Annotated in this window: 21 protein-coding genes; 5 read left to right on the top strand and 16 right to left on the bottom strand. The window is 66.7% G+C overall.

The features are described from left to right. Positions 1-16 precede the first annotated feature (16 nt). From FS388_RS07630 to FS388_RS07620, 3 genes are all read right to left on the bottom strand, one after another. Complete coding sequence (locus FS388_RS07630) at positions 17-1,063, bottom strand: Gfo/Idh/MocA family oxidoreductase (protein ID WP_146340878.1); 1,047 nt, start codon at positions 1,061-1,063, stop codon at positions 17-19. 166 nt (positions 1,064-1,229) lie between these two features. Next, positions 1,230-2,270 carry a CNNM domain-containing protein gene (locus FS388_RS07625; protein ID WP_146340877.1) on the bottom strand — a complete coding sequence of 347 codons (1,041 nt, stop codon included), beginning with the start codon at positions 2,268-2,270 and terminating at the stop codon, positions 1,230-1,232. Next, a complete protein-coding gene (locus FS388_RS07620; RefSeq protein ID WP_146340876.1) occupies positions 2,267-3,643 on the bottom strand; it encodes a hemolysin family protein in 1,377 nt (458 codons plus the stop codon). The genes FS388_RS07625 and FS388_RS07620 overlap by 4 nt, the downstream gene beginning before the upstream one ends. Before the next feature lie 195 nt (positions 3,644-3,838). Here FS388_RS07620 and FS388_RS07615 point away from each other — a divergent pair, with 195 nt between their 5' ends. Together FS388_RS07615 and FS388_RS07610 are read left to right on the top strand one after the other, a co-directional pair. Continuing rightward, positions 3,839-5,014, top strand: a complete 1,176-nt coding sequence (locus tag FS388_RS07615; RefSeq protein WP_146340875.1) for an AMP-binding protein — start codon at positions 3,839-3,841, stop codon at positions 5,012-5,014. Positions 5,015-5,117: 103 nt separating this feature from the next. Then, the gene (locus FS388_RS07610; RefSeq protein WP_146340874.1) at positions 5,118-6,098 is read left to right on the top strand and encodes a 1,4-dihydroxy-2-naphthoate polyprenyltransferase; all 981 of its coding nucleotides are present in this window, start codon (positions 5,118-5,120) and stop codon (positions 6,096-6,098) included. 102 nt (positions 6,099-6,200) lie between these two features. Here FS388_RS07610 and FS388_RS07605 read toward each other — a convergent pair whose 3' ends face one another. The 7 genes from FS388_RS07605 to FS388_RS07575 all read right to left on the bottom strand — a co-directional run bounded on the left by FS388_RS07605 (position 6,201) and on the right by FS388_RS07575 (position 11,592). Beyond that, positions 6,201-6,425 carry a hypothetical protein gene (locus tag FS388_RS07605; protein WP_146340873.1) on the bottom strand — a complete coding sequence of 75 codons (225 nt, stop codon included), beginning with the start codon at positions 6,423-6,425 and terminating at the stop codon, positions 6,201-6,203. A gap of 106 nt (positions 6,426-6,531) precedes the next feature. After that, positions 6,532-6,984: a PLD nuclease N-terminal domain-containing protein gene (locus FS388_RS07600; protein WP_146340872.1), complete on the bottom strand. Its 453-nt coding sequence runs from the start codon at positions 6,982-6,984 to the stop codon at positions 6,532-6,534. A gap of 59 nt (positions 6,985-7,043) precedes the next feature. Then, positions 7,044-7,358 carry a DUF4229 domain-containing protein gene (locus tag FS388_RS07595; protein WP_146340871.1) on the bottom strand — a complete coding sequence of 105 codons (315 nt, stop codon included), beginning with the start codon at positions 7,356-7,358 and terminating at the stop codon, positions 7,044-7,046. A 4-nt stretch (positions 7,359-7,362) separates the two neighbouring features. Next, positions 7,363-8,466 carry a c-type cytochrome biogenesis protein CcsB gene (gene ccsB, locus FS388_RS07590; RefSeq protein ID WP_146340870.1) on the bottom strand — a complete coding sequence of 368 codons (1,104 nt, stop codon included), beginning with the start codon at positions 8,464-8,466 and terminating at the stop codon, positions 7,363-7,365. 2 nt (positions 8,467-8,468) lie between these two features. Continuing rightward, positions 8,469-10,211, bottom strand: a complete 1,743-nt coding sequence (locus FS388_RS07585; protein WP_146340869.1) for a cytochrome c biogenesis protein ResB — start codon at positions 10,209-10,211, stop codon at positions 8,469-8,471. Continuing rightward, on the bottom strand, positions 10,211-10,990 hold the full coding sequence (locus tag FS388_RS07580) for a cytochrome c biogenesis CcdA family protein (RefSeq protein ID WP_146340868.1): 780 nt from the start codon (positions 10,988-10,990) through the stop codon (positions 10,211-10,213). The genes FS388_RS07585 and FS388_RS07580 overlap by 1 nt, the downstream gene beginning before the upstream one ends. Beyond that, positions 10,987-11,592: a TlpA disulfide reductase family protein gene (locus FS388_RS07575; RefSeq protein ID WP_146341923.1), complete on the bottom strand. Its 606-nt coding sequence runs from the start codon at positions 11,590-11,592 to the stop codon at positions 10,987-10,989. The genes FS388_RS07580 and FS388_RS07575 overlap by 4 nt, the downstream gene beginning before the upstream one ends. Positions 11,593-11,849: 257 nt before the next feature. Here FS388_RS07575 and FS388_RS07570 point away from each other — a divergent pair, with 257 nt between their 5' ends. Both FS388_RS07570 and FS388_RS07565 read left to right on the top strand, forming a co-directional pair. After that, on the top strand, positions 11,850-13,187 hold the full coding sequence (locus FS388_RS07570; RefSeq protein ID WP_146340867.1) for an APC family permease: 1,338 nt from the start codon (positions 11,850-11,852) through the stop codon (positions 13,185-13,187). Positions 13,188-13,227: 40 nt separating this feature from the next. Beyond that, complete coding sequence (locus FS388_RS07565; protein ID WP_146340866.1) at positions 13,228-13,698, top strand: Lrp/AsnC family transcriptional regulator; 471 nt, start codon at positions 13,228-13,230, stop codon at positions 13,696-13,698. A 15-nt stretch (positions 13,699-13,713) separates the two neighbouring features. Here FS388_RS07565 and FS388_RS07560 read toward each other — a convergent pair whose 3' ends face one another. The 3 genes from FS388_RS07560 to FS388_RS07550 are packed head-to-tail and all read right to left on the bottom strand — an operon-like array spanning position 13,714 to position 16,174. Beyond that, positions 13,714-14,508 carry an amino acid ABC transporter ATP-binding protein gene (locus FS388_RS07560; RefSeq protein ID WP_146340865.1) on the bottom strand — a complete coding sequence of 265 codons (795 nt, stop codon included), beginning with the start codon at positions 14,506-14,508 and terminating at the stop codon, positions 13,714-13,716. 11 nt (positions 14,509-14,519) lie between these two features. Continuing rightward, complete coding sequence (locus FS388_RS07555) at positions 14,520-15,326, bottom strand: amino acid ABC transporter permease (protein ID WP_146340864.1); 807 nt, start codon at positions 15,324-15,326, stop codon at positions 14,520-14,522. After that, positions 15,323-16,174: an ABC transporter substrate-binding protein gene (locus FS388_RS07550; RefSeq protein ID WP_168198652.1), complete on the bottom strand. Its 852-nt coding sequence runs from the start codon at positions 16,172-16,174 to the stop codon at positions 15,323-15,325. The genes FS388_RS07555 and FS388_RS07550 overlap by 4 nt, the downstream gene beginning before the upstream one ends. A gap of 157 nt (positions 16,175-16,331) precedes the next feature. Here FS388_RS07550 and FS388_RS07545 point away from each other — a divergent pair, with 157 nt between their 5' ends. Next, positions 16,332-17,882, top strand: a complete 1,551-nt coding sequence (locus tag FS388_RS07545; RefSeq protein WP_146340862.1) for a gamma-glutamyltransferase family protein — start codon at positions 16,332-16,334, stop codon at positions 17,880-17,882. 28 nt (positions 17,883-17,910) lie between these two features. Here the strand turns inward: FS388_RS07545 and FS388_RS07540 are convergent, their stop codons facing one another. From FS388_RS07540 to FS388_RS07530, 3 genes are read right to left on the bottom strand one after another with little or no spacing between them, the layout of a single operon-like run. Then, entirely contained in the window at positions 17,911-19,287 is a 1,377-nt protein-coding gene (locus FS388_RS07540) for an NAD-dependent succinate-semialdehyde dehydrogenase (protein WP_146340861.1), read from the bottom strand. Next, a complete protein-coding gene (locus FS388_RS07535) occupies positions 19,284-20,915 on the bottom strand; it encodes an amidohydrolase (RefSeq protein ID WP_146340860.1) in 1,632 nt (543 codons plus the stop codon). Before FS388_RS07535 ends, FS388_RS07540 begins: the two co-directional genes overlap by 4 nt. Further along, the gene (locus tag FS388_RS07530; RefSeq protein WP_146340859.1) at positions 20,908-22,659 is read right to left on the bottom strand and encodes an amidase; all 1,752 of its coding nucleotides are present in this window, start codon (positions 22,657-22,659) and stop codon (positions 20,908-20,910) included. The genes FS388_RS07535 and FS388_RS07530 overlap by 8 nt, the downstream gene beginning before the upstream one ends. Positions 22,660-22,665 lie beyond the last annotated feature (6 nt).

Genomic DNA, 22,665 nt, shown 5'->3' with positions numbered 1-22,665 from the left:
GGCCGGCGGCTGATCCTCAGCCTCCCTGCCGCTGCTGTGCGGAGTGGATGCGCTCGATGATCGCCATCACCTCAGCCGATTCCCTGGGATCGACGGGCAGGGGTCCACCCCGCAGGAGAGCATCGGCAAGAAGCGTGTAGAAGGCGGGGTACTGGCCCCGCAGAGGCTCGACGCGCTCGTCGGACTCACCCGCGCCGAGCGTTCCCCATGACTCTTGGGGCTCGAGGCCGTAGTCGGCGTCGGTGACCGCGCCGCCGGCTTTGAGGAAGCCCTCCTGGGAGTCGAGACCCCACTTCGTATAGGCGGCCTTCGAGCCGATGACGTGGAATCTCGGGCCCATTCGTGGGGCAAGCCCGTTCATCGACAGGTGGGACCTTGTCCCTGACGTGTGCTCGAGCGCTACGAAGACGTCGTCGTCGGCAGCCCCGCCGGGGCGGTGGGTCGTCACTTCAGCGGTGACTTCGGCGACCGGCCCGAAGAGCTGCAGCGCCTGGTCGATCAGGTGCGGCCCGAGGTCATAGAGGATCCCGCCGCCCTGTTCGACGGTGGACTCCGCCTTCCAGGACTTCGTCAGCTCCGGCTTCCACCATTCGAACCGCGACTCGAAGCGGCGGACGCTGCCGAGCCGGCCGTCGTCGATCAGTCGGCGCAGGGTGAGGAAGTCTGCATCCCACCGCCGGTTCTGGAAGACCGTGAGCGGCACTCCCAGGCGCTCGGCCTGGGCCACGAGTGCGGAGCCTTCCGCCGCGTCGAGGACGAAGGGTTTGTCCACCACCACTGCAATGCCGCGGTCCAGCGCCTCAGCGGCCAGTGGCGCGTGCGATGCCGGAGGGGTTCCGATGATGACGAGATCGAGCTCCATGGACCACAGCTGCGACGGGTCGGGGACCACTTTCGCCTCAGGGTGCTGCTGCCGGGCCAGCTGAGCCCGCTCCGGGTTCCCGGTGACGATCGCGTCGATGCGGTACTCGTCGTCGGCCGCAACCGGGGGCCCGTGGAACACCTGCCCTGCCAGGCCGAAGCCGATCAGTGCGGTGCGCAGCGGCGCAGTCCTCGTGGTCATGTGATGGTCCTCTCTGATCAGCGAGTCAGCCCTGGCTCGAGCCTACCCTCCTGATCCTCGCCGATGACCTGCGGCATGAGCGCGGGAGGATGTTTGTCACCGGCGTAGGGCAGTTCGGGGACGCTCTCTGCCGCAAGGAGCCGCTCGGGCGGAGCAGCCGAGGGCGTCAGTCGGTGCGTGGAGTGCCCGCAGCGTGCTGCTCAACTGCCGGCCAGACCTGCTTCAGCACGTCGGCCCAGGTGATGACCCCTGTGAATCGCTCATCGGTCCGGACGACGACGAGCTGCTCGCTGTTCTCACGCATTCTCCGGAACACCTCATACACCGAGGTTCCCGCCTCCACGGCGAGAGCGGGGCGCGCGAACCTCTCAGCCGGCTCGTCCCCTTCCGCTTGGAGCGTGTCCCTGACGTGGACGACCATGGGGGACGCGGATGCCTCCGGGCCGATGAGGATCCTGAGGTGGCCGCTCGTCTGCGCGGCACGCTGAACGTCCGCTGCCGTCGCTGCGGCCGGCACCTGGGTCGGAGCACCGCTGCGTGTGGCCAGCACATCGTCGACGGTGAGAGATTCCAGCCCGATGAAGCGTGCCATCTGAGAGCCTGCATCCACGTCCAGCACACCGGCCTGAGTGGAGTCCTCCACCAGCTGACGGATGGTCTCGGAGTCATAGCCTGCCGCCGCTGCGCGGTTGATCGGCTCCACTCCGGCTGCCGAGACGAGTCTGTTCGCCATGCTGTTGATCCAGGTCAGCAGCGGCCTGAACAGTCCGATGAAAGCCCGAGCCGGCAGCGCAATGACGCGAGCTGCACGCTCAGGATGCGCGATGGCCCACGACTTCGGCGTCATCTCACCCACCACAAGGTGGAGGAAGGTCACCAGAACGAGAGCCAGGCCGAACGCTGCGGCGTCAGCAATCCACGGCGAGAACCCCCATGCGTCGAACATGGGCGTCATGGCGTAGTGAACCGCCGGCTTCGTGACGGCGCCGAGGGCGAAGGTGCACGCCGTGATGCCCAGCTGCGCACCGGCAAGCATGATGGTGAGCTCGTTGAGGCTTCGCACGGCTGCCCGCGAGGACGCGCTCGAGGGGGCAGCGTCCTCCAGGCGGTGCCGCCGCGCCGCAAGCAGGGAGAATTCGATGATGACGAAGAAGGCAGAGAGGACGATCAGCCCCGCCGTGATCGCGATGACGCTCAGTGCGCTCATCGAGGGCCCTCCGACTCAGTGCTCTGCCCGGATCTGATCGACAGGGCCAGCCGGTGCGGGACATGCCGATCAATGCTCAGGACAGTGACACGCAGCTCGCGCGTCAAGACCTCATCCTCGTCGTAGTCGGAGGACGCCGGCGGCATCTCGAGCGTGACAGTCTCACCGACGTCCAGAAGGTCCCCGGCGCGGCTCAGCAGCAGTCCGGAGAGCGTCTCGTAGTCCCCCTGGGGCAGGTCGCATCCCAAGCGTCGCTCCACCTCGTCGAGGTGGACGTCGGCATGGGCCTGCCAGCTCCCGGCGGAGATTTCGATGAGATCCTCGGGCTCCTCATCGTCATGCTCGTCCGTGATCTCGCCGAAGATCTCCTCGGCCAGGTCCTCCACCGTCACGATTCCGGCGAATCCCCCGTACTCGTCAATGACGCAGGCCATGGCCGAGGTGCTGCTCTCCAGCTTCTTCACCGCTTCCGGCAGAGGCATGACGGTCGGGACGATCACCGGCTCACGCATCAGCTCTGTGACAGCAGAGCCGTCGGGCAGGGCCGAGGTGAGCAGGTCCAGGAGGTGGACGACGCCGATGGGCTGATCGTCTGCATCCACGACCGGGTACCGGGTATGCCCGTCGGCCATCAGTGTGCGCACCTCGCCGACGGTTGTCCGAGGCTGGACGCTGTCGGCCCGCGAGCGCGGGATCATGGCGTGCTCCACATCGTGCTGCGGGAAGTCCAGCACGCGATCCAGCGCCAGATACATCTCTTCGGGGAGCTCTCCGGCCACTCGGGAGGTCGCGACGATGTGCTCGAGGTCTTCGGCGGTGGCACGGGTGTCCATGTCATGCACAGGTTCGACGCGCATGAGTCTGAGGAGCGCGTTCGCGGCGACGTCGAAGACGCTGATGAGCCAGCCGAACACCAGAAGGTAGGCCCTGGTGGATCCGGCCATGCCCTTCGCCAAGGGTCCGGGGTTGGCAATGGCGTAGTTCTTCGGGAACAGCTCTCCAAAGATCATCTGCACGACCGTGGAGACCGCGAGAGCGAGCGTTGTTCCCACCCCGATGCTGACTGCCGCAGGAACGCCTGCACCGCCGAACAGCACCCCCAGCGAGCGGCCGATGAGGGGCTCGGCGACTGTTCCGACGAGCAGGCCGGTGACAGTGATCCCGAGCTGCGCCCCGGAGAGCATGAAGGACGTTCGTTGGGTGACGTTCAGGGCCCTTGCGGCTGAGCGGTCACCGGCTGCGGCCTGGGCGCGCAGCTTGTTCCGATCCACCGACATGTAGGCGAATTCCTGAGCGACGAAGTAACCATTCGCCGCAATGATGAACAACGTGAGAATGACTCCTGCGAGAAGAGTCAGCAGTGCAGTCAGCATGGATTATTCGCTGACGTGCGTTGATCAATTTCCACTGAAGTGGAAACACCTCCTGAGCGATGCGATCTGAACACTCCACATCATAAGCTCCCGTATGGGGCGCCGCCACACGCCTGCGAGTGGTGCGACTCTGATGAGCCGAGCAGCTCGCAGGCTCCGCACAGCGTCGCGCCGAGGTGCGGATACTCTGGTCGCATGAATGGTTGGGCAGATCGGCTCCTCCACGCCGTGGACGAGGCGCTGAACGATGACTCCCAGGCCCTCGAGCTCCTTCCGTCTCAGCCGGGGCAGCATCCGTCGTGGATGCCTCGCCGGGACGCCGCGGCTCACGGTGCCGCTGCCGTGGTCCGCACTTCAGGGTCCACCGGCACCCCCAAAGAGACCCTCCTTCCGGCCGATGCTCTCCGCGCCTCTGCCGCGATGACTGCCCAGGCCCTCGGCGGGCATGGACAGTGGCTGCTCACTCTGCAGCCCTCCTACGTGGCCGGACTGGCGGTCCTTACCCGCTCACTGGTCGCAGGCACGGCGCCGGTCCCGCTCCTGGAGCGCACCACCGATCCCAGCGCCTTCATCTCGGCCGCCGGACGGCTCACCGCGGAGCGCCGCTTCGTCTCCCTGGTTCCCACCCAGCTGCAGAGACTCATCGAGGAGGCAGGCCCCCAGCGGAGGATGACGAGCCAGCACGAGCACAGCCCTGAGGAGCTGCTGGAGGTGCTGCGCAGCTTCAGCGCAGTCCTCCTGGGAGGCGCCCCCACCTCCCCGGAGCTGTTCGAACGCGCTCAGGACCTCGGCATCAGCGTGGTGCGCACCTACGGGATGGCCGAGACATGCGGCGGGTGCGTCTACGACGGGACCCCCCTGCCGGGCGTCACCATGGAGACGGACGATCAGGGCCGAGTGCTGCTCTCCGGCCCACAGGTGGCCCTCGGGTACACCGACCCGGACCTCACCGCCGAGAAGTTCGACTCTCCCACCCCCGGTCCCCGCAGATTCCGCACCGACGACATCGGCGCCATCCGGCAGAACACCCTGAGCATCACGGGCCGGGTTGACGACGTCATCAACACGGGCGGGGTCAAAGTCTCAGCCGCCCAGGTCCAACAGGTCCTCCAGCGGCAGCCGCAGGTCACGGACGCGTTCGTCGCCGGCGTCGCCGACCCGGAGTGGGGCCAGAAGGTGTGCGCCGCCGTCGCCCTCTCCCACGTCAGCCGCACCCACCCGTCGATCGCTTCCCTCAACGATGCCGTCCGTGAAGAGCTCGGCGCCGCCGCGGTGCCCAAGCACTACGAACTGGTGAGCACCCTGCCCCAGCTTCCCAACGGAAAGCCCGACCGTCAGACGCTGATGACGCTCCTGCAGCCCGAGGGCTGAATCCCCTCCACTGCGCGTTCGGAGGCAATGCGCCATACTCTTGGGGTTCCCCCGGGCGGCACAGGCCGCCAGCATCGAGGCATCACAACGAGTTGGAGGCTCAGTGGCGACAGTGAAGCAGTGGGCGGCCGGGGCCCGGCCCCGGACTCTTCCGATGGCGGTGGCGCCTGTGCTCATCGGAGCAGCAGCAGGCCTCTCCGAGGAGCTCAGGGTCGGATGGTTCGCCGAGGCTCCGCTCTCAGGGGCAGACTATTCCCCTGAGAGCCCTGCTGCAGGAATCTATGCCGTCCAGTGGGCTGCTGCCCTTCTCGCCCTGGTCGTCTCGCTGGCCCTGCAGGTCGGCGTGAACTACGCCAACGACTACTCGGACGGAATCCGCGGCACCGACGACGCCCGGGTGGGCCCGCTGCGGCTCACCGGGTCCGGCGCGGCGCGGCCTGCCCGGGTGAAGCGGGCCGCCTTCCTGAGCTTCGGCGTCGCCGGGGCGGCAGGTCTGGGCATTGTTCTGCTCACCGGCCACTGGTGGCTCATCGCGGCCGGAGTGGTGTGCATCCTCGCCGCCTGGTGGTACACCGGCGGGAGCAGGCCCTACGGCTACATGGGGCTGGGCGAGATCATGGTGTTCATCTTCTTCGGCCTGGTCGCCACAGCCGGAACGGCATTCGCCGTCGTGGAAGCCGCCTCAGCCCAGGGGGCCGCAGTCAGCTTCCCGCACGAGGTGTGGATCGGAGCCGTCGGCCACGGCCTGATCGCCTCAGCCCTGCTGATGGCCAACAACATCCGCGACGTCCCTACAGACCGCGAGTCGGGGAAGCTGACGCTGGCGGTGCGCATCGGCGACAGGCGCGCACGCGGCGCCTACGTCGCCATGCTCGGACTCCCGTTCCTGCTTCCCCTCGCCCTTGTCCCGAGCAGTGCGGCGTTCCTGATTCCCGTCGCCCTTCTCATCAGCTGCCTGCCCGCCGGACGGCGCATTCTTGACCCCTCGGTGACGGGGCCCGCGCTGATACCCGTCCTGCAGCAGACCTCCCTCGTCGGACTGGCGTTCGCCGCCTCGTTCTCTGCGGCGCTCCTCCTGAGCTGAACGCCCAGTGCGCAGAGGAAGACCCCGGCGGGATCACGTCCCAGCCGGGGCCTTCCTCTCATACTGCTCATGCCCTGTGGGTCAGGGATGCTGGTCAGGCTGTCATGCCTTGTTCATCGCTGCGACGATGATAGCGATGATTCCGCCGATCACCGGGAAGATGAGGGCCAGAATCGTCAGCAGGACCTTCGGCACGGTGCCGAGCGCTGATTTCCACACCATCACAACAGCGATGATGAAGACGATCAGACCGATGATGCCGACGCCGCCCAGCAGGCCGCCATCGGCAGCGGCAAGAGTGGTTCCGGCGAGCAGTGCTTCAGCCATAGTGGGTGCAACTCCTTAGATGCGTTGTTCATGTGCTGAACGTGAGCATGGCATTCTGCCCTTAGTGCCAGTTGACCGAATGCTGAAGGATGCCTGAGCGCTGGGTCTACGTATTCGGGTGGGCGGGAGGCTCGTCGTCCGGGGCGGCCGTGCCCGAATCGGCCTCGCCCGCATCAGCCTCGCCTCCGGAGGCGTCCCCCTCGGCGTCGCGCTTCTTCTGGTCACGCTGCTTCTTCCTGCGCTCCTCTTCGCGTCGCCTGCGGTCCTCTTCCTCGCGACGCTGCGTCTGCCGCCTGCGAAACTCCACGCCCCGCAGGAACTCAGGGTCATCGTCGGGGCTGGAGGGACGCTGCTGCTGAGCCTCAGGGCCCTGCTTCCGCATCCTGCCGAAGAACAGCCACAGAAGCGGGCCGATCAGCGGGACGAGGATGATGACGGCGATCCAGGCGAACTTGGACATCACCCGCACCCGGTGGCGCGGGGTCTGTAGGGACTCAATCAGGGTGAAGATCGTCAGCGCGAGGGCGACAACACCGAGTCCGAGCAGCAGTCGAGGCATACCCTCAAGGGTAGATCACGGGGGCCTTCAGAGCCTCAGCGAGCGGTCGAATATTCCCCTCAGCGATCAGGCCCGGAGCCGGGGCTGTCCTGCTCCCGGTGGAACTGCTCCGCGAGCTCGTCCTCGGCGCTGTTGTCGTGGGCCTCTGTCCGGGACTCCGGCCGGTGCCCGTCCATGCGGCGCCCGAACTGCCGGCTCGCCGCCAGGCGCAGGCGGTTGAAGAACAGGAATCCCACTGCATAGGAGACGATCAGGCCCATCGCCATCGCAAGCAGCGCACCCGGCAGGGCCTCCAGCGGCAGGGCGTAGAACGCGGCGAAGAACACCACCAGGAAAACGCCCAGGCGGACGAGGGAGAACTTCACAATGGCCATGGGATCACTCCGGCAGGCCTGCGTAGGAGTGCAGGCCTGGGAAGTAGACGTTGACCACTGCGTAGTTGAAGACGATGCAGGCGAAGCCGATGATGCTCAGCCAGGCGGAGCGGGTGCCGGTCCATCCTCGGGTGGCGCGGGCATGCAGATAGCAGGCGTAGACCACCCAGATGACGAACGTCCAGATCTCTTTGGTGTCCCAGCCCCAGTACCTGCCCCATGACTGCTGGGCCCAGATCGCACCGGTGATCATGGGGCCGAGGGTCCAGAACACGAACGCCACAGCGTTGAGCCGGTAGGACCAGTTCTCGAGGGAGAACGCGTTGGGAACCAGCCGCAGGAACGAGGTGCCGGCAAGAGTGCGCTCGGCCCCGGTGGGGCCCGCCTCTGCCAGGGCCTTCTCGCGCTTGGCCTGGATCAGCTGGAGCACGTTCATCGCAAAGGTGATCACGAACAGTCCGATGGCCATCGACGCCAGGGACACGTGGATCGCAATCCAGGGGGACTGCAGGGCCGGCTGCACGTGGCCGATGGGGGTCGGGAAGACGATGGTGGCCACTATCATCATCGTGACGATCAGTCCGAGCACGAACGTGCCCAGGAAGCGCAGGTCGCGCCGAATGAGGGTCACCAGATACACCGCTGTGACCAGCACGGCTGTGGAGACCAGGAACTCGTACATGTTGCCCATCGGCCACCTGTTGGCCGCCAGGCCGCGGGCAGCCACGGCAAAGGCATGGGCGGCGAGCGCCACGGCGGTCAGTGCCACCGCAGCGTTGGCGAGCGGACGGCGCGCGCCGGTGTAGGCCATGTCGTTGTCGACCAGCTCGTCGTCCATCGCGGACTTGTCCGGCAGGTCCTGCGCCTCGGCCGGGGGCGTCGCTGCGCCTGCCGCGACGAGGCTGCCCTGCCGCTCTGCGGCCTGCTCCTCGGCGAGCTCGGCCTCCACCCGGCGGATGGTCGCGGAGGACCGGGCCGCATCGATGGTGAAGAGGATGAACGCAAGCGTATAGATGAACGCTGCGATGAGCATGAACAGCTCGGAGTATTCGGCCAGCTCCACATTGATGGTGGGCTGATCCGCCGGTGCCGTAGCGAGTGTGATCATTGTCAGCTGCCTCGTGTCTCTGTGGGGCTGTCTGCCGGATTGGGCCTGTCCTGCTGCTGAGCGTCAGGAGGCCGCACCGGCCAGTTCTCTTCCAGCTGCGTGCGCAGTGCGATGCTCTCCTCACGCAGTGTGAAGTCCTCGCCGCGGGAGAGCAGGCCGTAGCGAACCAGTGTACGCCCGGCGTCTGTGCGTTCGACCGTCACCCAGGCTCGCCGGCGGCGCAGGAAAAGGCTGCCCAGCAGGCCTCCGGTGGCCAGGAGCGCGAACGCCAGCACGCCCAGCTCTCCGGGGTTGTAGGTGATGTCTATGGCGATGTAGTCCTGCACGTCGTGGAACTCGATCTCGCCGAGCCCGTCCGGCAGCTCCTGGACCTCGCCCGGCGAGAGGACGACGCCGCCTGCGTCGACTTCGCGGGAGTTGAGGACGTCAAGGTCTTCGGTGTCCAGCACGTAGACGTTCTGGGGCAGGCCGTCATCGAGGCCGAGATCCCCGTAGTAGGAGTTCAGGTGAAGCTCAGGGTTGCCGAGCTCCGGGTCCACGCTGACAGCCATGCCGTCGCCGGCGTCCACGGCAGACGGAAGGAAGAGGCCCTGGAATCCCAGCTGCTCCGGGTTCGCATCCGGCGCTTTGACGACCATCATCGAGGTGTAGGTGCTGTCGTCCGGCCGGGTGATGACCGGGCCCGAGAAGGCGACCTCCCCCTCGCCGTCGCGGACGGTGACCACCGGGGCGTATCCGTTGCCGACCAGGTACAGGTTGGCGCCGCCCAGGGTCACGGGGTGGTTGACGCGCAGCGTGGTCTCCTCCGGCTCGGCGTCTGCGCCGTCCTGCACGGTGACATCTGCGGTGAAGTCGATGGCGCTGCCGAAGCCTTCGCTGGGCTCACCGTCAGCATCGAGCTGCCGGTCGAACGTCCTGTCGAAGCCGTTGAGCTGAATGCCGAAGGGGTCCAGCTGGCCCTCCTGGAACCATGCGCCCGGGTAGAAGTTGTCATAGGCGGCGAGCGCGTTGACGAAGCCCTCATCCTCGACGATGACCTTCTGGCCGCGGTAGCTGAAGAGCGAGCCCAGCGCCACGCAGATCAGCACGCCGACGAGGGAGACGTGGAAGATGATGTTGCCGACCTCTTTGAGGTACCCCTTCTCCGCGCCGACGGAGCCGGTCCCGTCCTCCTCCGCCCGGATGTCGGTGCGGTAGCCGCGCTTCCTGAGCACCCCTGCGGCATCACGCAGCGTCTGCTCGGGGGGCGGGGCGTCGTCCTCCAGCTCCAGGGCGCCGTATTCGGGCAGCCGCTGGAGCCGTTTGGGGGTCCGCGGCGGCGCACTCCTCATCTGCTGCCAGTGCTTGCGCGCCCGCGGGATGATGCAGCCGATGAGGCTGATGAACAGCAGCAGGTAGATCGCACTGAACCAGAAGCTGCTGTAGACGTCGAAGAACTGCAGGCTGTCGAGGATGGGGCCCCACGTGGGGTTGTCCTCGATCCAGGTCTGCACGGCGAAGTCGTCCTGGAGCCGCTGCGGGAACAGGGATCCGGGCACGGCGGCGACAGCGAGCAGGAGCAGCAGCATCAGGGCTGTGCGCATGCTGGTCAGCTGGGTCCAGGCCCAGCGCAGCAGACCCACGAAGCCCAGGGCCGGCGCGTCGCCCTGGCGGCGGGGCCGGGGCTCGCCGGATGCTTCGTTCATCGCGTCCTCACGGGCGTTGTCCCGGTGGGCGGAGGGCACGACGTCGTATCTTCTGCTCATCAGATGGGCATCACAATCTCGGTGGTGAACCAGTCTTGGAGGGCCCAGACCCAGGTGTTCCAGAGCCCGGTGACCATCAGCACTCCGATGGCGATGAGTATGCCGCCGCCGGTGCGCATCACGGCGGCTTTGTGCCGCTTGAAGAAGTCCAGGGCGCGCATGCCGCGCTGCAGGCCCAGGCTGATCAGGATGAATGGGACGCCGAGGCCCAGGCAGTAGATGAAGACGAGCAGGGCTCCCCGTGCGGGTTCGCTGCCGTAGGTGAGGGTGAGGACCGCAGCGAGGGTGGGCCCGATGCAGGGGGCCCACCCGATGCCGAAGGTGGCGCCCAGCAGAGGTGCGCCCAGCAGTCCGTCCGGCGGACGCCGGTGAATCTTGGCTTCCCGCTGGAAGAGGCTGAAGGCGCCCATGAAGATCAGTCCCATCAGGATCACCAGCGCGCCGAGGGCCTGGGTGACCCAGCCGCCCTCGACCCGCAGCCAAGTGGTGACATACGTGAAGACGGCGCCGATGAGCACGAATACGATGCTGAACCCCAGGACGAAGAGAGCGGACCCTGCCACCATGCGCGGCCGGGGCCGATCCGTCAGCGCCGTGCCGGAGAGTCCTGTGACGTAGCCGAGATACCCGGGGACCAGGGGCAGCACGCAGGGCGAGAGGAAGCTGACCAGTCCCGCGATGAGCGCCACGGGGGCTGCCACCAGAAAGCTGCCGTCGAAGATGATCTCGGCGAACCGGTTGTTGGAGACCGCGAGCGCAGGCAGGAGGCTCAGACTCATCCCTCGTCCAGGGCGGTGTCGATCAGGGCGCGCAGCGTTCCGGGGTCCACCAGGCCGATGATCCTGGCGGAGACGCGTCCCTCACGGTCGACCACAAGGGTTGTGGGGACAGCCGAGGGGGGCACATAGTCGGTCACGGCGAGCATCACGGAGCCGCCGCGGTCCTCGATGGAGGGGTAGGTGATGCCGAAGTTCCGCTCGAACGCCTCAGCGGTGGGCTGGGTGTCGCGCGTGTTCACTCCGAGGAACTGCACGCCGTCGTCGGCGAAGTCCTCGTTGATCTCCTGGAGGTCCGGGGCCTCCTTGCGGCACGGCGGGCAGTTCGCGTACCAGAAGTTCACGACGGAGACCTCGCCCTGGAAGGTGTCCTCGCTGATCTGGTCGCCGTCGAAGGTCTCCGCCTCGAAGGCGAGCGCCTCGCCGCGGCTCTCCGGAGCGTACTCCTCCACCGTGCCGTCCCCGGCCACGTAGTTGGTGCCGTCGTTGGAGGCCCGCTGTGCCAGATCATCGTTCTCGGAGCCGCAGGCGGTGACGACGAACGCAGCGCAGAGCGCGGCCGCGGTCAGGGCGCGTGAGGCGTGAGGGGCACGACGGCGAAACATCACCTGTGAATTCTACCGGCGGTAGAAAACATCCGCCATGCGGGCTTCGTCACCGCCCCGCCGGTACTGCGGGCAGCTGCTCGACTGCCTGAGCGGATCATGATTCCGAAGAATTGAGGTCATGCGAGAAACGATTTGATGGTGAAACGCGCGATTCACAACTCGTATCGAAGCCAATATGCGCATAGGCTCTCGGTTCAGTGACATCGATCACGCTGAGCACACACTCGCAGTCCCGCGACAGAGGAGAGACACCGATGCCCCAGAGCACCACCACCCTGAAACGCACCCTGGGCCTGCCGTCGGCGGTGTTCTTCGGCCTGGCCTACATGGTGCCGCTGACCGTGTTCACCACCTACGGCATCGTCACCGAGATCACAGCCGGGCACCTTCCCCTGGCCTATGTCTTCACGCTGGCCGCCATGATCGTGACCGCGCTGGCCTACGCCAACATGGTGAAGGCGTTTCCGATCGCCGGCTCCGCCTACACCTACACCCAGCAGTCCTTCGGCTCCGGCATCGGCTTCATGGCCGGGTGGGCCCTGCTGCTCGACTACCTCTTCCTTCCGATGATCAATTTCATGGTCATTGGGCTCTACCTCAACGCCGCGCTTCCGCAGCTGCCTGTGTGGCTGATCATCATCGTGACCATCGTGCTGGTCACCGCGATGAACGTGCTGGGCATCAAGGTTGCCGCCGGGCTCAACAGTGCCCTGGTCGGCATTCAGGCTGTCTTCATCGTCGTGTTCGCTGTGATGAGCTTCGCAGCCGTCTCCGGCTACGCCGAGCCGATCAGCCCCCTTGAGCCGTTCCGCAACGCCGACTTCGAATTCACCGCGATCGCTGCCGGTGCGGCCATCCTGTGCCTGTCGTTCCTGGGATTCGACGCCGTCTCCACTCTCTCCGAGGAGACGCGCAACCCCACCAAGACGATCCCTCGCGCCATCGTGATCTGCACCCTGTCCGCCGGGGCGATCTTCGTGTTCATCTCGTGGCTGGGCCACATGGTCTTCCCCGACTACGGCTCGTTCACCGACGCCGATACGGCTGCCGTCGACGTGATGACGCAGGCCGGCGGACCATTCCTCGCCGCCTTCTTCACCGCGGCCTACGTGGCCGGGGCGATCGCCTCCGCCACGGCATCGCAGGTATCGGTCTCTCGCATCCTCTTCACCATGGGAAGGGACGGGGTCCTTCCGCGCGGGGTCTTCGCCGTGCTGCACCAGCGCTTCCGCACACCGTATGCGGCCGCGCTCATCGTCGGCGGCGTCTCCCTGCTGGCACTGATCTTCCCGCTGGAGCTGGCCTCCTCCATGATCAGCTTCGGCGCCCTGATCGCCTTCAGCTTCGTGAATCTCAGCGTGCTGAAGCACTACGCCATCAATCAGCGCCGGTACAGGGGCTACGACGCAGTGAAGTACGTCGCGCTGCCTGTCATCGGCGTGGGCCTCTGCCTCTGGCTGTGGACCTCACTGACCGCCGAAACGTTTGCGGTCGGGCTCGGATGGGTGACGATCGGCTTCGTGTGGCTGCTGTTCCTCACGCGCGGTCTGCGTCGCCCCACACCGACCCTCGATCTGACAGAGTCCGCCTGACCCGCCGCCGGTGCGGCTCCAGCGTGAAAGACTCTCAGCCATGGCTAAGCAGAAGGCGACTGCGGTCGAACTGGATGAGACCTCAAAGAGGATCATCGAGCACCTCCAGCAGGACGGCAGGCGCTCCTACTCGTCCATAGGCAAGGACGTCGGCCTCTCCGAAGCTGCCGTGCGGCAGCGAGTCCAGAGACTCACCGACCAGGGCATCATCCAGATCGTCGCTGTCACGAACCCCCTGGAACTGGGCTTCCCCCGTCAGGCCATGATCGGCATCAAGGTCGCGGGGCCGCTGGAGCCGGTGGCCGAGGTGCTCGAGGCATATGACGAGGTGGACTACGTCGTGATCACAGCCGGAACCTTCGACCTGCTCGTCGAGGTCGTCTGCGAAGACGATGAGCACCTCCTCGACATCATTTCCCGCCGCATACGCACCATCGACGGAGTCATCGCCACGGAGACGTTCATGTACCTGGGTCTGCGCAAGCAGACCTACACATGGGGGGTGCGCTGAGGCTGAGCGGGACGCTCAGAGAACCTTGGAGAGGAACTGCTTGGTCCTCTCATGCTGAGGGTCCGTGAAGATCTGTGCCGGCGGGCCGTCCTCAATGATGCGCCCCCCGTCCAGCACCACCACCCGGTCAGCCACCTCTTGGGCGAAGCCCATCTCGTGGCTGACGACGATCATCGTCATCCCTTCCCGGGCGAGGTCCTTCATCACGGCGAGGACCTCGCCGACCATCTCCGGATCCAGCGCGCTCGTCGGCTCGTCGAAGAGCATGAGCGCCGGCCGCATAGCCAGGGAGCGCGCGATGGCCACCCGCTGCTGCTGGCCTCCGGAGAGGGAGCGCGGACGGGCATCGGCCCATTCCCCGAGACCGACCCGGTCGAGCAGCTCCCGCGCGTGGGCGACAGCCTTCTCCTTGGGCTCGTTCTTCACATGCACCGGCGAATGCCAGATGTTCTCCAGAACCGTCATGTGGGGAAAGAGGTTGAAGTGCTGGAAGACAAACCCGATGTTCGCCCTCTGCCGGGCGAGGTCCTTCGCCGAGCGCTCCACCACCTTGCCCGCTGGAGTCACCCGCTGCCCGATGCGCTCCCCGCCGATGAGGATCTCACCGTCGTCGATGGGCTCGAGCATATTCAGCGTGCGCAGGAACGTGGTCTTGCCCGCACCGGAGGCTCCCACCAGCACGACGACCTCCCCGCGATGGACCTCCAGGGAGATGCCTCCAAGGATGGCCTTCTGGCCGAATGCCTTGTACACCTCGTGGGTCTCGACGATCGGGACAGATGCGTTCCCGGACTGCGATTCGTTGATCATGAGTTGCTCCCTCAGCCCTTCGCCGCTGTCAGCTGCTGCTGCATCTCTAGCTTCGTCATGCGCTTCGGACGCACCCCGAAGAGCCTCTTGTAGATGGGCTCTGCCTTCGGCAGTCCCGCTCGAGCATTCAGCACGTTCTCGATCTTCGCCTGGATGATGGTCCAGATGGTGGTCAGCAGCAGGTAGTAGATCGCCACCACGATGTAGATCTCGAAGACCCGGAAGGAGGCCGAGCTGATGATGGTTCCCACCTGGAACATCTCAGAGACCCCGATGATCGACAGGATCGAGGTCTGCTTCATCAGCTGATTGAAGGAGTTCCCCAGTGGGGGCACCATGATCCGGATGGCCTGAGGCACAATCACTCGCCGCATAGCCCCGCCGGGCGTCATGCCCAGCGAGAGCGCAGCCTCATGCTGCCCGCGCTCGACCGATTCGAGCCCTGAGCGCACGATCTCGGCCACATAGGCGCTTTCGTTCAGCGCAAGCCCGATGATCGCCGCCTGCACAGCACCCTGGATCACGATTCCGGCAAAGTCAGCATCCTCGAATCGATACAGTCCAGCGGCCGCGAGGCCCGTATAGATGATGACCAGCTGCACCAGCAGCGGCGTCCCGCGGACCACCCAGATATACAGGCTGGCGAGAATCGTGAACGGCAGGAAGCTGCTCCTGCCCATGAGTGCGACCACCAGGCCCAGCACGAAGGCGCACACCATGGCCACCGCTGAGATCACAATCGTGAGCGTGAGCCCATCCAGAAACCGATCGCTGGGGGTGAAAAGCGCGCCCCAGAAGAAGCCCCAGTCGAAATTCATGCGTTCCGGATGTCCTGGCGCTCGAAGCCCCACTCGCTGAGGATGTCCTCATACGTGCCGTCTTCGACGATCTCGTCGAACGCGGCCTGCATGGCCTCGTGAAGCTCCTCGTTCTCGCGCAGGGTGGCTGCCCCGATCTCGATCTCTCCGAAGGGCTCACCGATCATCTGGAAGTCACCGTCGCTCTCGTTCTCGTAGTAGGAGACGATTTCTGAGGTGTCCACGAAGGCGTCCTGCTGCTCTGCCATGATCGACTGCAGAGCGTCCGCAGAACGGTCGGTGAGAGTGATCGCGATCGGCTCCTCGCCGTCCGCCTCACACTCTTCGGACTGCTCCTCCAGCAGGGAGGCGCCTGTAGCGCCAGTGATGGCGATGGCACGAGTGCCGCAGAGGCTCTCGTCATAGCCGCTCACATCCGCAGGATTGCTCTCCGGCACAGCGACGGCTGAACCGGAGAGCAGGTACGGCACGAACTCGGCGATCTCCTCCCGCTCCTCGGTGATGTAGAGCGACGACATAATCGCATCGCACTGCTGGCCCTGGAGGGAAGTGACGAGCCCAGAGAAGTCATACTCTCTGAAGCCCAGTTCCAAATCCATATTCGTAGCTACTGCCTCTGCGATATCAACTTCTGCACCAATCTCTTCACCCTCCTCGTTCTGGAAAATGTTCGGAGGAATCGTAAATGTGGCGCACACGGTGAGCTGGCCGTCCTGCACGAGGTCAAGACCGCCGGACGCCTCTTCGGTGCTCTCGGCACCTCCTCCGCAGGCGGACAGCAGAGCCGCTCCGGCGACGAGAGCCGTGGTGGCAGAGAGCTTGCGGTAGCGCATTGAACGATGAAGCATGGTTTTCCCCTTCAGCATGCCGAGTGACTATATGAATGCTTTTCATTTACTTGTATAGTCGGTCCGTACGCATGAGAGCAAGCCAGAATCTGCGCGTTACAAAGATTTAACATGTTGAGAATATAAAGTTCTTATACCGGTAACTTCAGGGAGAGAAATGACGACGCACCCCCAGGACGACGTGAGCGGATCCATCGCGACATCCCACCACCTGGCCACCGAGGCAGGCGCGCGAGCACTCAGGGAGGGCGGCAGCGCAGTGGACGCCGCCATCGCTGCCGCCGCGGCGCTCTGCGTGGTCTACCCGAACAACGTCGCCCTCGGAGGAGACCTCGTCGCGCTCGTGCGCTCGCCGGAGGGAAAGGTCACCTTCATCAACGCGACAGGACCGGCCGCTCGGGCCGCATCGCTGGAGTCCATGCGCGCGGCCCATGGGGATGCCCTGCCTCTGCGCGGCATCGACACCATCACCGTGCCGGGCGGGCCCAGGGGGTGGGCGGCCCTCGCCGACACCGGAGGGAATCTCACCTGGAGCCGGCGCCTGGAATCGGCCGTCTCCTACGCGCGGGAGGGCGTCCCCACGGCCCTGTCGGTCTCCCGGGCCATCCGCGAGCACCAGCAGGTTCTGGCGCAGGACGAGGGCGCAGCGGAGATCTTCCTGCCGGAGGGTGCCCCGCTTCAGGAGGGCGAGCCCCTCCGGCAGCCCGCGCTCGCACAGACGCTGAGCCGACTCGCCGAGCACGGACCGGAGGAGTTCTACACCGGCGAGACTGCTCGGCGCTGGGTCCAGGGGCTGCAGCGGCTCGGCAGCGGGATCGCCCCGGAGGACCTCGCCTCCTACGCCCCGACATCAGGGCCTTCCATGAGCGCCGAGGTCATGGGCCTGAGAGTCCACACCGGGGGTCCGAACACTCAGGGCTTTGCGCTGCTCAGAACCCTCCTGCACCTTGAGGCTCAAGAGCCTGCGGATCCCTTGGGGGCCGAGGCTTGCTCGATCGCGAAGCAGTTCTACGACGCCAATTCCCTGCGCGCCGAATATCTCAGCGACCCCGCGACGCTTCCCGTCGCACCAGAGGAGCTCCTCACCATGCCGGCGCCGGATGCCCCTGATGGCGGTTCCTCACCGGCCGCTGGGGACACGGTCGGCCTGAGCGCCGCCAGTTCGGACGGCTGGGCCGTGTCACTGGTGCAGTCGGTGTACCACGCGTTCGGCTCCGCGGTGCTGGAGCCCACCACCGGAATCCTCTTCCAGAACCGAGGCACTGCCTTCTCCCTCGATCCGGACCACCCTGCAGCCCTGACACCAGGAGCCCGCCCTCCGCACACGCTGATGCCCGTGCTGGCTGAGGAGCACGGCGAGCTGAAATGGGTGTGCGCCACCATGGGGGGTCAGGCTCAGCCCCAGATCCACACTCACCTGCTGCTGAACCTTCTTCGCGGGGCATCCCCCTTGGAGGCGGTCAGCCTGCCGCGCTGGGTCATCGGCGCCCAGAGCGACGGTGACACCCTCCGCACAGCGACGGCAGAAGCCGATGTGCCCGAAGCGGCGAGCAGGGCCTTGGGCGCCTCATTCGATCTGAGGACCGTGGCGCCTCGGCACGAATCGCTGGGGCACTCCAACGTCATCGAAGTCACCCGGCACAGCGATCGGCCCGCCTTCCGAGCCGCGAGCGATCCCCGAGCAGACGGATCTGCCCTGATCGTGTGACTCCGAAGGCGGGCCGGGGCCGGACGCCTCAGTCGGCGATGTAGAAGAGCCTCTTGTTCACGAACTCCTCCATGCCCAGAGGGCCGAGCTCACGGCCGTAGCCGGAGCGCTTCACTCCCCCGAACGGAAGCTCCGCGCCTTCGGCGGCGGGGATGTTCACGTTGGCCATTCCCACCTCCAGCTGCGAGGCGACCGCAGAGGCACGCGCCTCGTCGGCGGAGAAGACCGACCCGCCGAGTCCGTAGGGAGAGTCATTGGCCAGACGAACAGCCTCAGCGTCGTCGCCCACCGAGTAGACCACGGCCACCGGGCCGAAGAGCTCCTCGTGATAGGCGCGCATCTCCGGGGTGATTCCGGTGAGGACGGCGGGGGCGAAATAGGATCCCGGCTCCTCGAGCAGCTCTCCGCCGGTGTGCAGCGTCGCACCCTTGCTGACGGCGTCCTGCACCTGTTCGGCCAGCTGCTCGCCTGCGGCACGGGATGAGAGAGGCGTGTAGGTGCCCGGCTCGCCCTTCATCGGGTCGCCCGGCTGCAGGGCGGAGACGCGTGCCACCAGCTCATGGACGAAAGGCTCGTAGATGTCCTCGTGGACGATCATCCGCTTGTTGGAGTTGCAGGCCTGGCCGGTGTTCTCCAGACGCCATGCCCAGGCGGTCTCCGCGGCCTCGGCAACATTCTCAGCGTCGAGGATGATGTACGGGTCGGACCCGCCGAGCTCCAGGACTGCCTTCTTGAGGTGACGGCCGGCCAGCTCGCCCACCGCCGCGCCGGCGCGCTCCGAACCGGTCAGCGAGACTCCCTGGATCCGCGGGTCTGCGATGATCCGGCTCGACTGCTCATGGGTGACGAACAGGTTCGCATAGACGCCCTCCGGCACACCGGCGTCCTGGAGGATGGAGGCGATGGCCAAGGCCGAGCGCGGGCAGCTCTCTGCATGCTTCAGCAGGACGGTGTTGCCCAGCATCAGGTTCGGGGCGACGAATCGAGCCACCTGGTAGTAGGGGAAGTTCCAGGGCATGATGCCCAGCAGCGGGCCGATGGGCAGCCGCTGAATGACTGCGCGCCCGCCGGAGAATGTCTTGATCTCCTGGTCGGCGCTGAGCTGCGGGCCCTCCTGGGCGAAGTATCCGAAGATCTCCCCGGAGAACTCAGCCTCCGCCTTCGACTCCGCAACGGGCTTGCCCATCTCTGTGGTCGCGATCTCGGCCAGCTCATCGGCGCGCTCGGCGAAGAGCTGGCCGATGCGGGCCACGATCTCGCCGCGCCGCTCGATGGTCTCGCTGCTCCATGAACGGTACGCATCGGCGGCGGCCGCCACAGCCGCCTCCACCTCAGCGTCCGTCGCCGCAGGGTACGTTTCGAGGATCTCTCCGGTGGCCGGGTTCTTCGACTGGTAGGACGTCATCGTGCAGCACCTTTCACAAGTGGGTCGTTGTGGACAATCTTGCCGTCAATCGTGGTCATCAGCACGGAGATCTGTGTCAGCTCGTCCGCGTCGGCGGTGACCGGGTCCTCCGCCCAGAGCGTCAGGTCAGCCGTCGCTCCGGGCCGAATGACGCCTCGATGGCCATCCCCCAGCGCCTCGGCGGCCCAGCGGGTATAGCCCAGCAGAGCCTCCTCGCCCGTCAGCCGCTGCTCGGACTCGAACACCGGAGCGGAAGGGTTCCCGGGCTCCCGCCGCAGACGGGCCCATGCCATGCCGAGACGAGCGTCGAGACTGGCGACCGGCCAGTCGGAGCCCAGGGCGAGGCGCCCGCCGGCCTGGAGGATGTCACGTGTGCGCCAGCTGTTCGACGCTCGCTCATCGCCCAGCCGCGCGCCCCAGGAATCGACGTTGCCCGGTTCCCTCCACTGCATATGGAGGGGCTGCATGGAGGCGACGGTCCCGGTCCTGGACAGCAGAGCGACGTCGTCGTCGGTGAGCGTCTCCAGGTGCTCGATCCGCGCAGGGCCGGCGACGAAGTCCGAGAGGCCCTCGTAGACCCGGGCTGCGTGGGCGACCCCGGCATCGCCGCAGGAATGCGTGGTGAGCTGGAACCCGGCGTCGTGATAGCTGCGGCAGACCTCCGCGAATCGGTCCAGGGACTTCCAGAACGGACCCGTGGAGTCCCCCTGAGCGTCGGGCTGGTGCAGCCATGCGGTGCCCGCGTCGATGACCCCGTCGAGGAACATTTTGATCATCCGGACTCTCCACCGGTCACCGCCGACGCCGAGCATCCCTACCCGATGGGCCACCAGGTCGTCCCCGTCGCCGGGCTCATGCCACATCGCGACGTCCAGCCGGACGGGCAGTCCGCCGGGCAGGGCCTCGGCGGCCCGGATCACGTCCACCGTCCAGTCTCGGCCGTCGAGCACCGTGGTTCCGGTGACCCCGGCGGCGGCAGCCTCACTGAGGATTCGCTGCACCTCATGAGCTGCTTCAGCAGGGTGCAGGCCGGGCGCCCCCCTGAGCACGCGATGGAACGCCGGCATCTCCTGCAGCTTGCCGGTGGGACGGCCATACTCGTCCACGACGATCTCGCTGGCATCGTCGAAGGTCTCGGACCCGTCGACGCCCGCCGCCTCGAGAGCCGCCTCGTTCGCCACGGAGGTGTGCACGTCGAAGAGCAGCAGCAGGAGCGGGCGTCCCTGGGCCGCGTCCTCGAAGAGGTCCCCGCGGATCTCCCCGCCTTCGAATGCTTTGTAGTCCAGGTTCCATCCGCGGAGCCAGTCCCCGGCCTCAAGGGTCCGGGCGTGCTCGGCCAGGGCCGACCGCACCTGGGCCAGCGTGACGAGGCCCCCAAGATCCGCGCCCTGGGTCATTTCGATGCCGCCGACAGGGTGCATGTGCGAATCGATGAGCCCAGGGGTCAGCGTGGCGCCCTGCGCGTCGATGACGTGGGTGCGGGGGCCGGTCCAGGCCGCGGCGTCCTCGTCGGTGCCGAGCCAGGCGATCCGACCGTCGACGACTGCTGCGGCCGTCGGGCGTGTGTGCGCGTCGGCGTCGTGGGCCATTGTTCGGATGTGCGCGCTGCGGATGATCAGGTCACTCATGGTCTGCTCTCTCGGGGTGGTCGGAGGAGGTGGTCAGGCGCGGGGTCCGGGCCGGTTCGGTGCGCCGCGGACGCAGCCGTTCGAAGGCGGCGGCGATGCGCAGCAGGGTCTGGTCGTCGTACGCCCGGGACGCGAACGTAAGCCCGACGGGCATGCCGGTGTCATCCGTCGTGCCCATAGGCACGGTGACGGTGGGGATCCCCAGGTGACGGGGCACGAGGTTGCCGTTCGCCACCCACACGCCGTTCCTCCACGCGGCATCGGCTGCGGCGGGCTCCGTGTCGGCATCCGCGGGTCCCACGTCTGCCGCGGCGGGGAAGGCCACCACGTCGAACCCGTTCCGGTCCATCCAGTCCTCAAGGTCGACGCGGCGCGTCTCCTCCAGCCCCCGCAGTCCGTGCTCGACTCCGGGCAGGGACTCGAGCGTCGGAGCGCCTGTCCTTTGAATGAGATCCGGGTATGTGCTGATGTCGTCGTCGAAGCCGTCGTACCTGTCGGGCAGTGCGCCGTCCGGGTGCGGGAAGATGTCTTCGCCTCGAACCTGTGTGAGGCTGCTCAGCGCGGGGTCGCCGTTGGCCTGAAGGAAGTCCTCCCACGCCCATGCGGCCAGTTCGTTGACCTCGAGCTTCAGGTAGTCGGGGTCGACGAGTCCTCGGCTGAAGACTGTCGGAGCACCCGCGCGGTCCCCTTCGTAGCGGCTCACGGCGGGAAAGTCGGTGACCTCCACACGTGCTCCGGCGCCCACGAGATCCGCCTCGGCCTCCCGCCACAGCTGCAGGATGCTGTCCCGCACGCGGATCGGCTGGCCGGTGGGCCCTCCGATGCCGGGGCTTTCGCCGCTGCCCGCCTCATGGTCCTCACCGATGTACATTCCAGGCGCCGCGATGCGCAGACCGCTGAGGGTTCCGTGGGCGCGCTCTTCGGAAGGGCAGTCCAACTCACGATGGCTGCGGGGCCTGACGTCCGAAGCCTTGGGCAGTGCGATCCAGGGCTGGGTGCGCCAGAAGTCTCCGCGGGTGTCGTGGTCGTCGGCGACGATGACGTCGAGCACCTCAAGCATGTCGGTCATCGTCCGCGTGTGCGGGACTACCACGTCCATAGTGGGGACCAGCGGCCAGTTGCCCCGCACGGAGATCACTCCGCGTGAGGGCGTGTAGGCGCAGAGCCCGCTGTTGGAGGCGGGCGCCCTGCCCGAGGACCATGTCTCCTCCCCCAGCCCGAACGCTGCGAAGCTCGCCGCCGTGGCCGTTCCCGACCCGTTTGAGGAACCGGACGCGAAGGCGGCGGCGAGATAGTCGGCGCTGTAGGGACTCTCGGCTCGGCCGTAGAGGCCCCTCTGCATCCCTCCGTTCGCCATGGGAGGCATGTTCGTCAGGCCCAGGAGGACCGCTCCGGCCCCGCGAAGCCGCTCGATGGTGAAGGCGTCCTGCTGAGCGACCAGGTCTTTGAACGCCGGGGACCCCGCCGCGACGGTCATGCCTCGGACCTTGTAGCTGTCCTTCGCGGTGTACGGGATTCCTTCCAGCGGCCCGAGAGGGCCCCCTTCGGCGCGGCGCCGGTCGGAGGCTCGGGCTTCGGCCAGCGCCTCCGTGTTTCGGACCACCACAGCGTTCAGGCAGGGTCCCTGCTGGTCGTAGGCATCGATGCGGCGCAGGTAGGCGCCCACAAGCTCTTCGGAGGTCGTGCTCCCGTCCTCCAGGGCGGCGCGCAGCTGGGGGATGGTGGCTTCGACGACGTCGATCATCGGCTT

Source organism: Nesterenkonia sp. NBAIMH1 (assembly GCF_007922635.1).
Lineage (GTDB): Bacteria > Actinomycetota > Actinomycetes > Actinomycetales > Micrococcaceae > Nesterenkonia > Nesterenkonia pannonica.
Note: the sequence above shows the minus strand (reverse complement) of the source record. Positions and strands in the feature narration are given on the sequence as shown.

Coding starts and splice junctions, on each gene's coding strand:
- FS388_RS07630 (WP_146340878.1), bottom strand. CDS start 1,063: ATGACCACGAGGACTGCGCCGCTGCGCACCGCACTGATCGGCTTCGGC.
- FS388_RS07625 (WP_146340877.1), bottom strand. CDS start 2,270: ATGAGCGCACTGAGCGTCATCGCGATCACGGCGGGGCTGATCGTCCTC.
- FS388_RS07620 (WP_146340876.1), bottom strand. CDS start 3,643: ATGCTGACTGCACTGCTGACTCTTCTCGCAGGAGTCATTCTCACGTTG.
- FS388_RS07615 (WP_146340875.1), top strand. CDS start 3,839: ATGAATGGTTGGGCAGATCGGCTCCTCCACGCCGTGGACGAGGCGCTG.
- FS388_RS07605 (WP_146340873.1), bottom strand. CDS start 6,425: ATGGCTGAAGCACTGCTCGCCGGAACCACTCTTGCCGCTGCCGATGGC.
- FS388_RS07600 (WP_146340872.1), bottom strand. CDS start 6,984: ATGCCTCGACTGCTGCTCGGACTCGGTGTTGTCGCCCTCGCGCTGACG.
- FS388_RS07595 (WP_146340871.1), bottom strand. CDS start 7,358: ATGGCCATTGTGAAGTTCTCCCTCGTCCGCCTGGGCGTTTTCCTGGTG.
- ccsB (WP_146340870.1), bottom strand. CDS start 8,466: ATGATCACACTCGCTACGGCACCGGCGGATCAGCCCACCATCAATGTG.
- FS388_RS07585 (WP_146340869.1), bottom strand. CDS start 10,211: ATGAGCAGAAGATACGACGTCGTGCCCTCCGCCCACCGGGACAACGCC.
- FS388_RS07580 (WP_146340868.1), bottom strand. CDS start 10,990: ATGAGTCTGAGCCTCCTGCCTGCGCTCGCGGTCTCCAACAACCGGTTC.
- FS388_RS07575 (WP_146341923.1), bottom strand. CDS start 11,592: ATGTTTCGCCGTCGTGCCCCTCACGCCTCACGCGCCCTGACCGCGGCC.
- FS388_RS07570 (WP_146340867.1), top strand. CDS start 11,850: ATGCCCCAGAGCACCACCACCCTGAAACGCACCCTGGGCCTGCCGTCG.
- FS388_RS07565 (WP_146340866.1), top strand. CDS start 13,228: ATGGCTAAGCAGAAGGCGACTGCGGTCGAACTGGATGAGACCTCAAAG.
- FS388_RS07560 (WP_146340865.1), bottom strand. CDS start 14,508: ATGATCAACGAATCGCAGTCCGGGAACGCATCTGTCCCGATCGTCGAG.
- FS388_RS07555 (WP_146340864.1), bottom strand. CDS start 15,326: ATGAATTTCGACTGGGGCTTCTTCTGGGGCGCGCTTTTCACCCCCAGC.
- FS388_RS07550 (WP_168198652.1), bottom strand. CDS start 16,174: ATGCTTCATCGTTCAATGCGCTACCGCAAGCTCTCTGCCACCACGGCT.
- FS388_RS07545 (WP_146340862.1), top strand. CDS start 16,332: ATGACGACGCACCCCCAGGACGACGTGAGCGGATCCATCGCGACATCC.
- FS388_RS07540 (WP_146340861.1), bottom strand. CDS start 19,287: ATGACGTCCTACCAGTCGAAGAACCCGGCCACCGGAGAGATCCTCGAA.
- FS388_RS07535 (WP_146340860.1), bottom strand. CDS start 20,915: ATGAGTGACCTGATCATCCGCAGCGCGCACATCCGAACAATGGCCCAC.
- FS388_RS07530 (WP_146340859.1), bottom strand. CDS start 22,659: ATGATCGACGTCGTCGAAGCCACCATCCCCCAGCTGCGCGCCGCCCTG.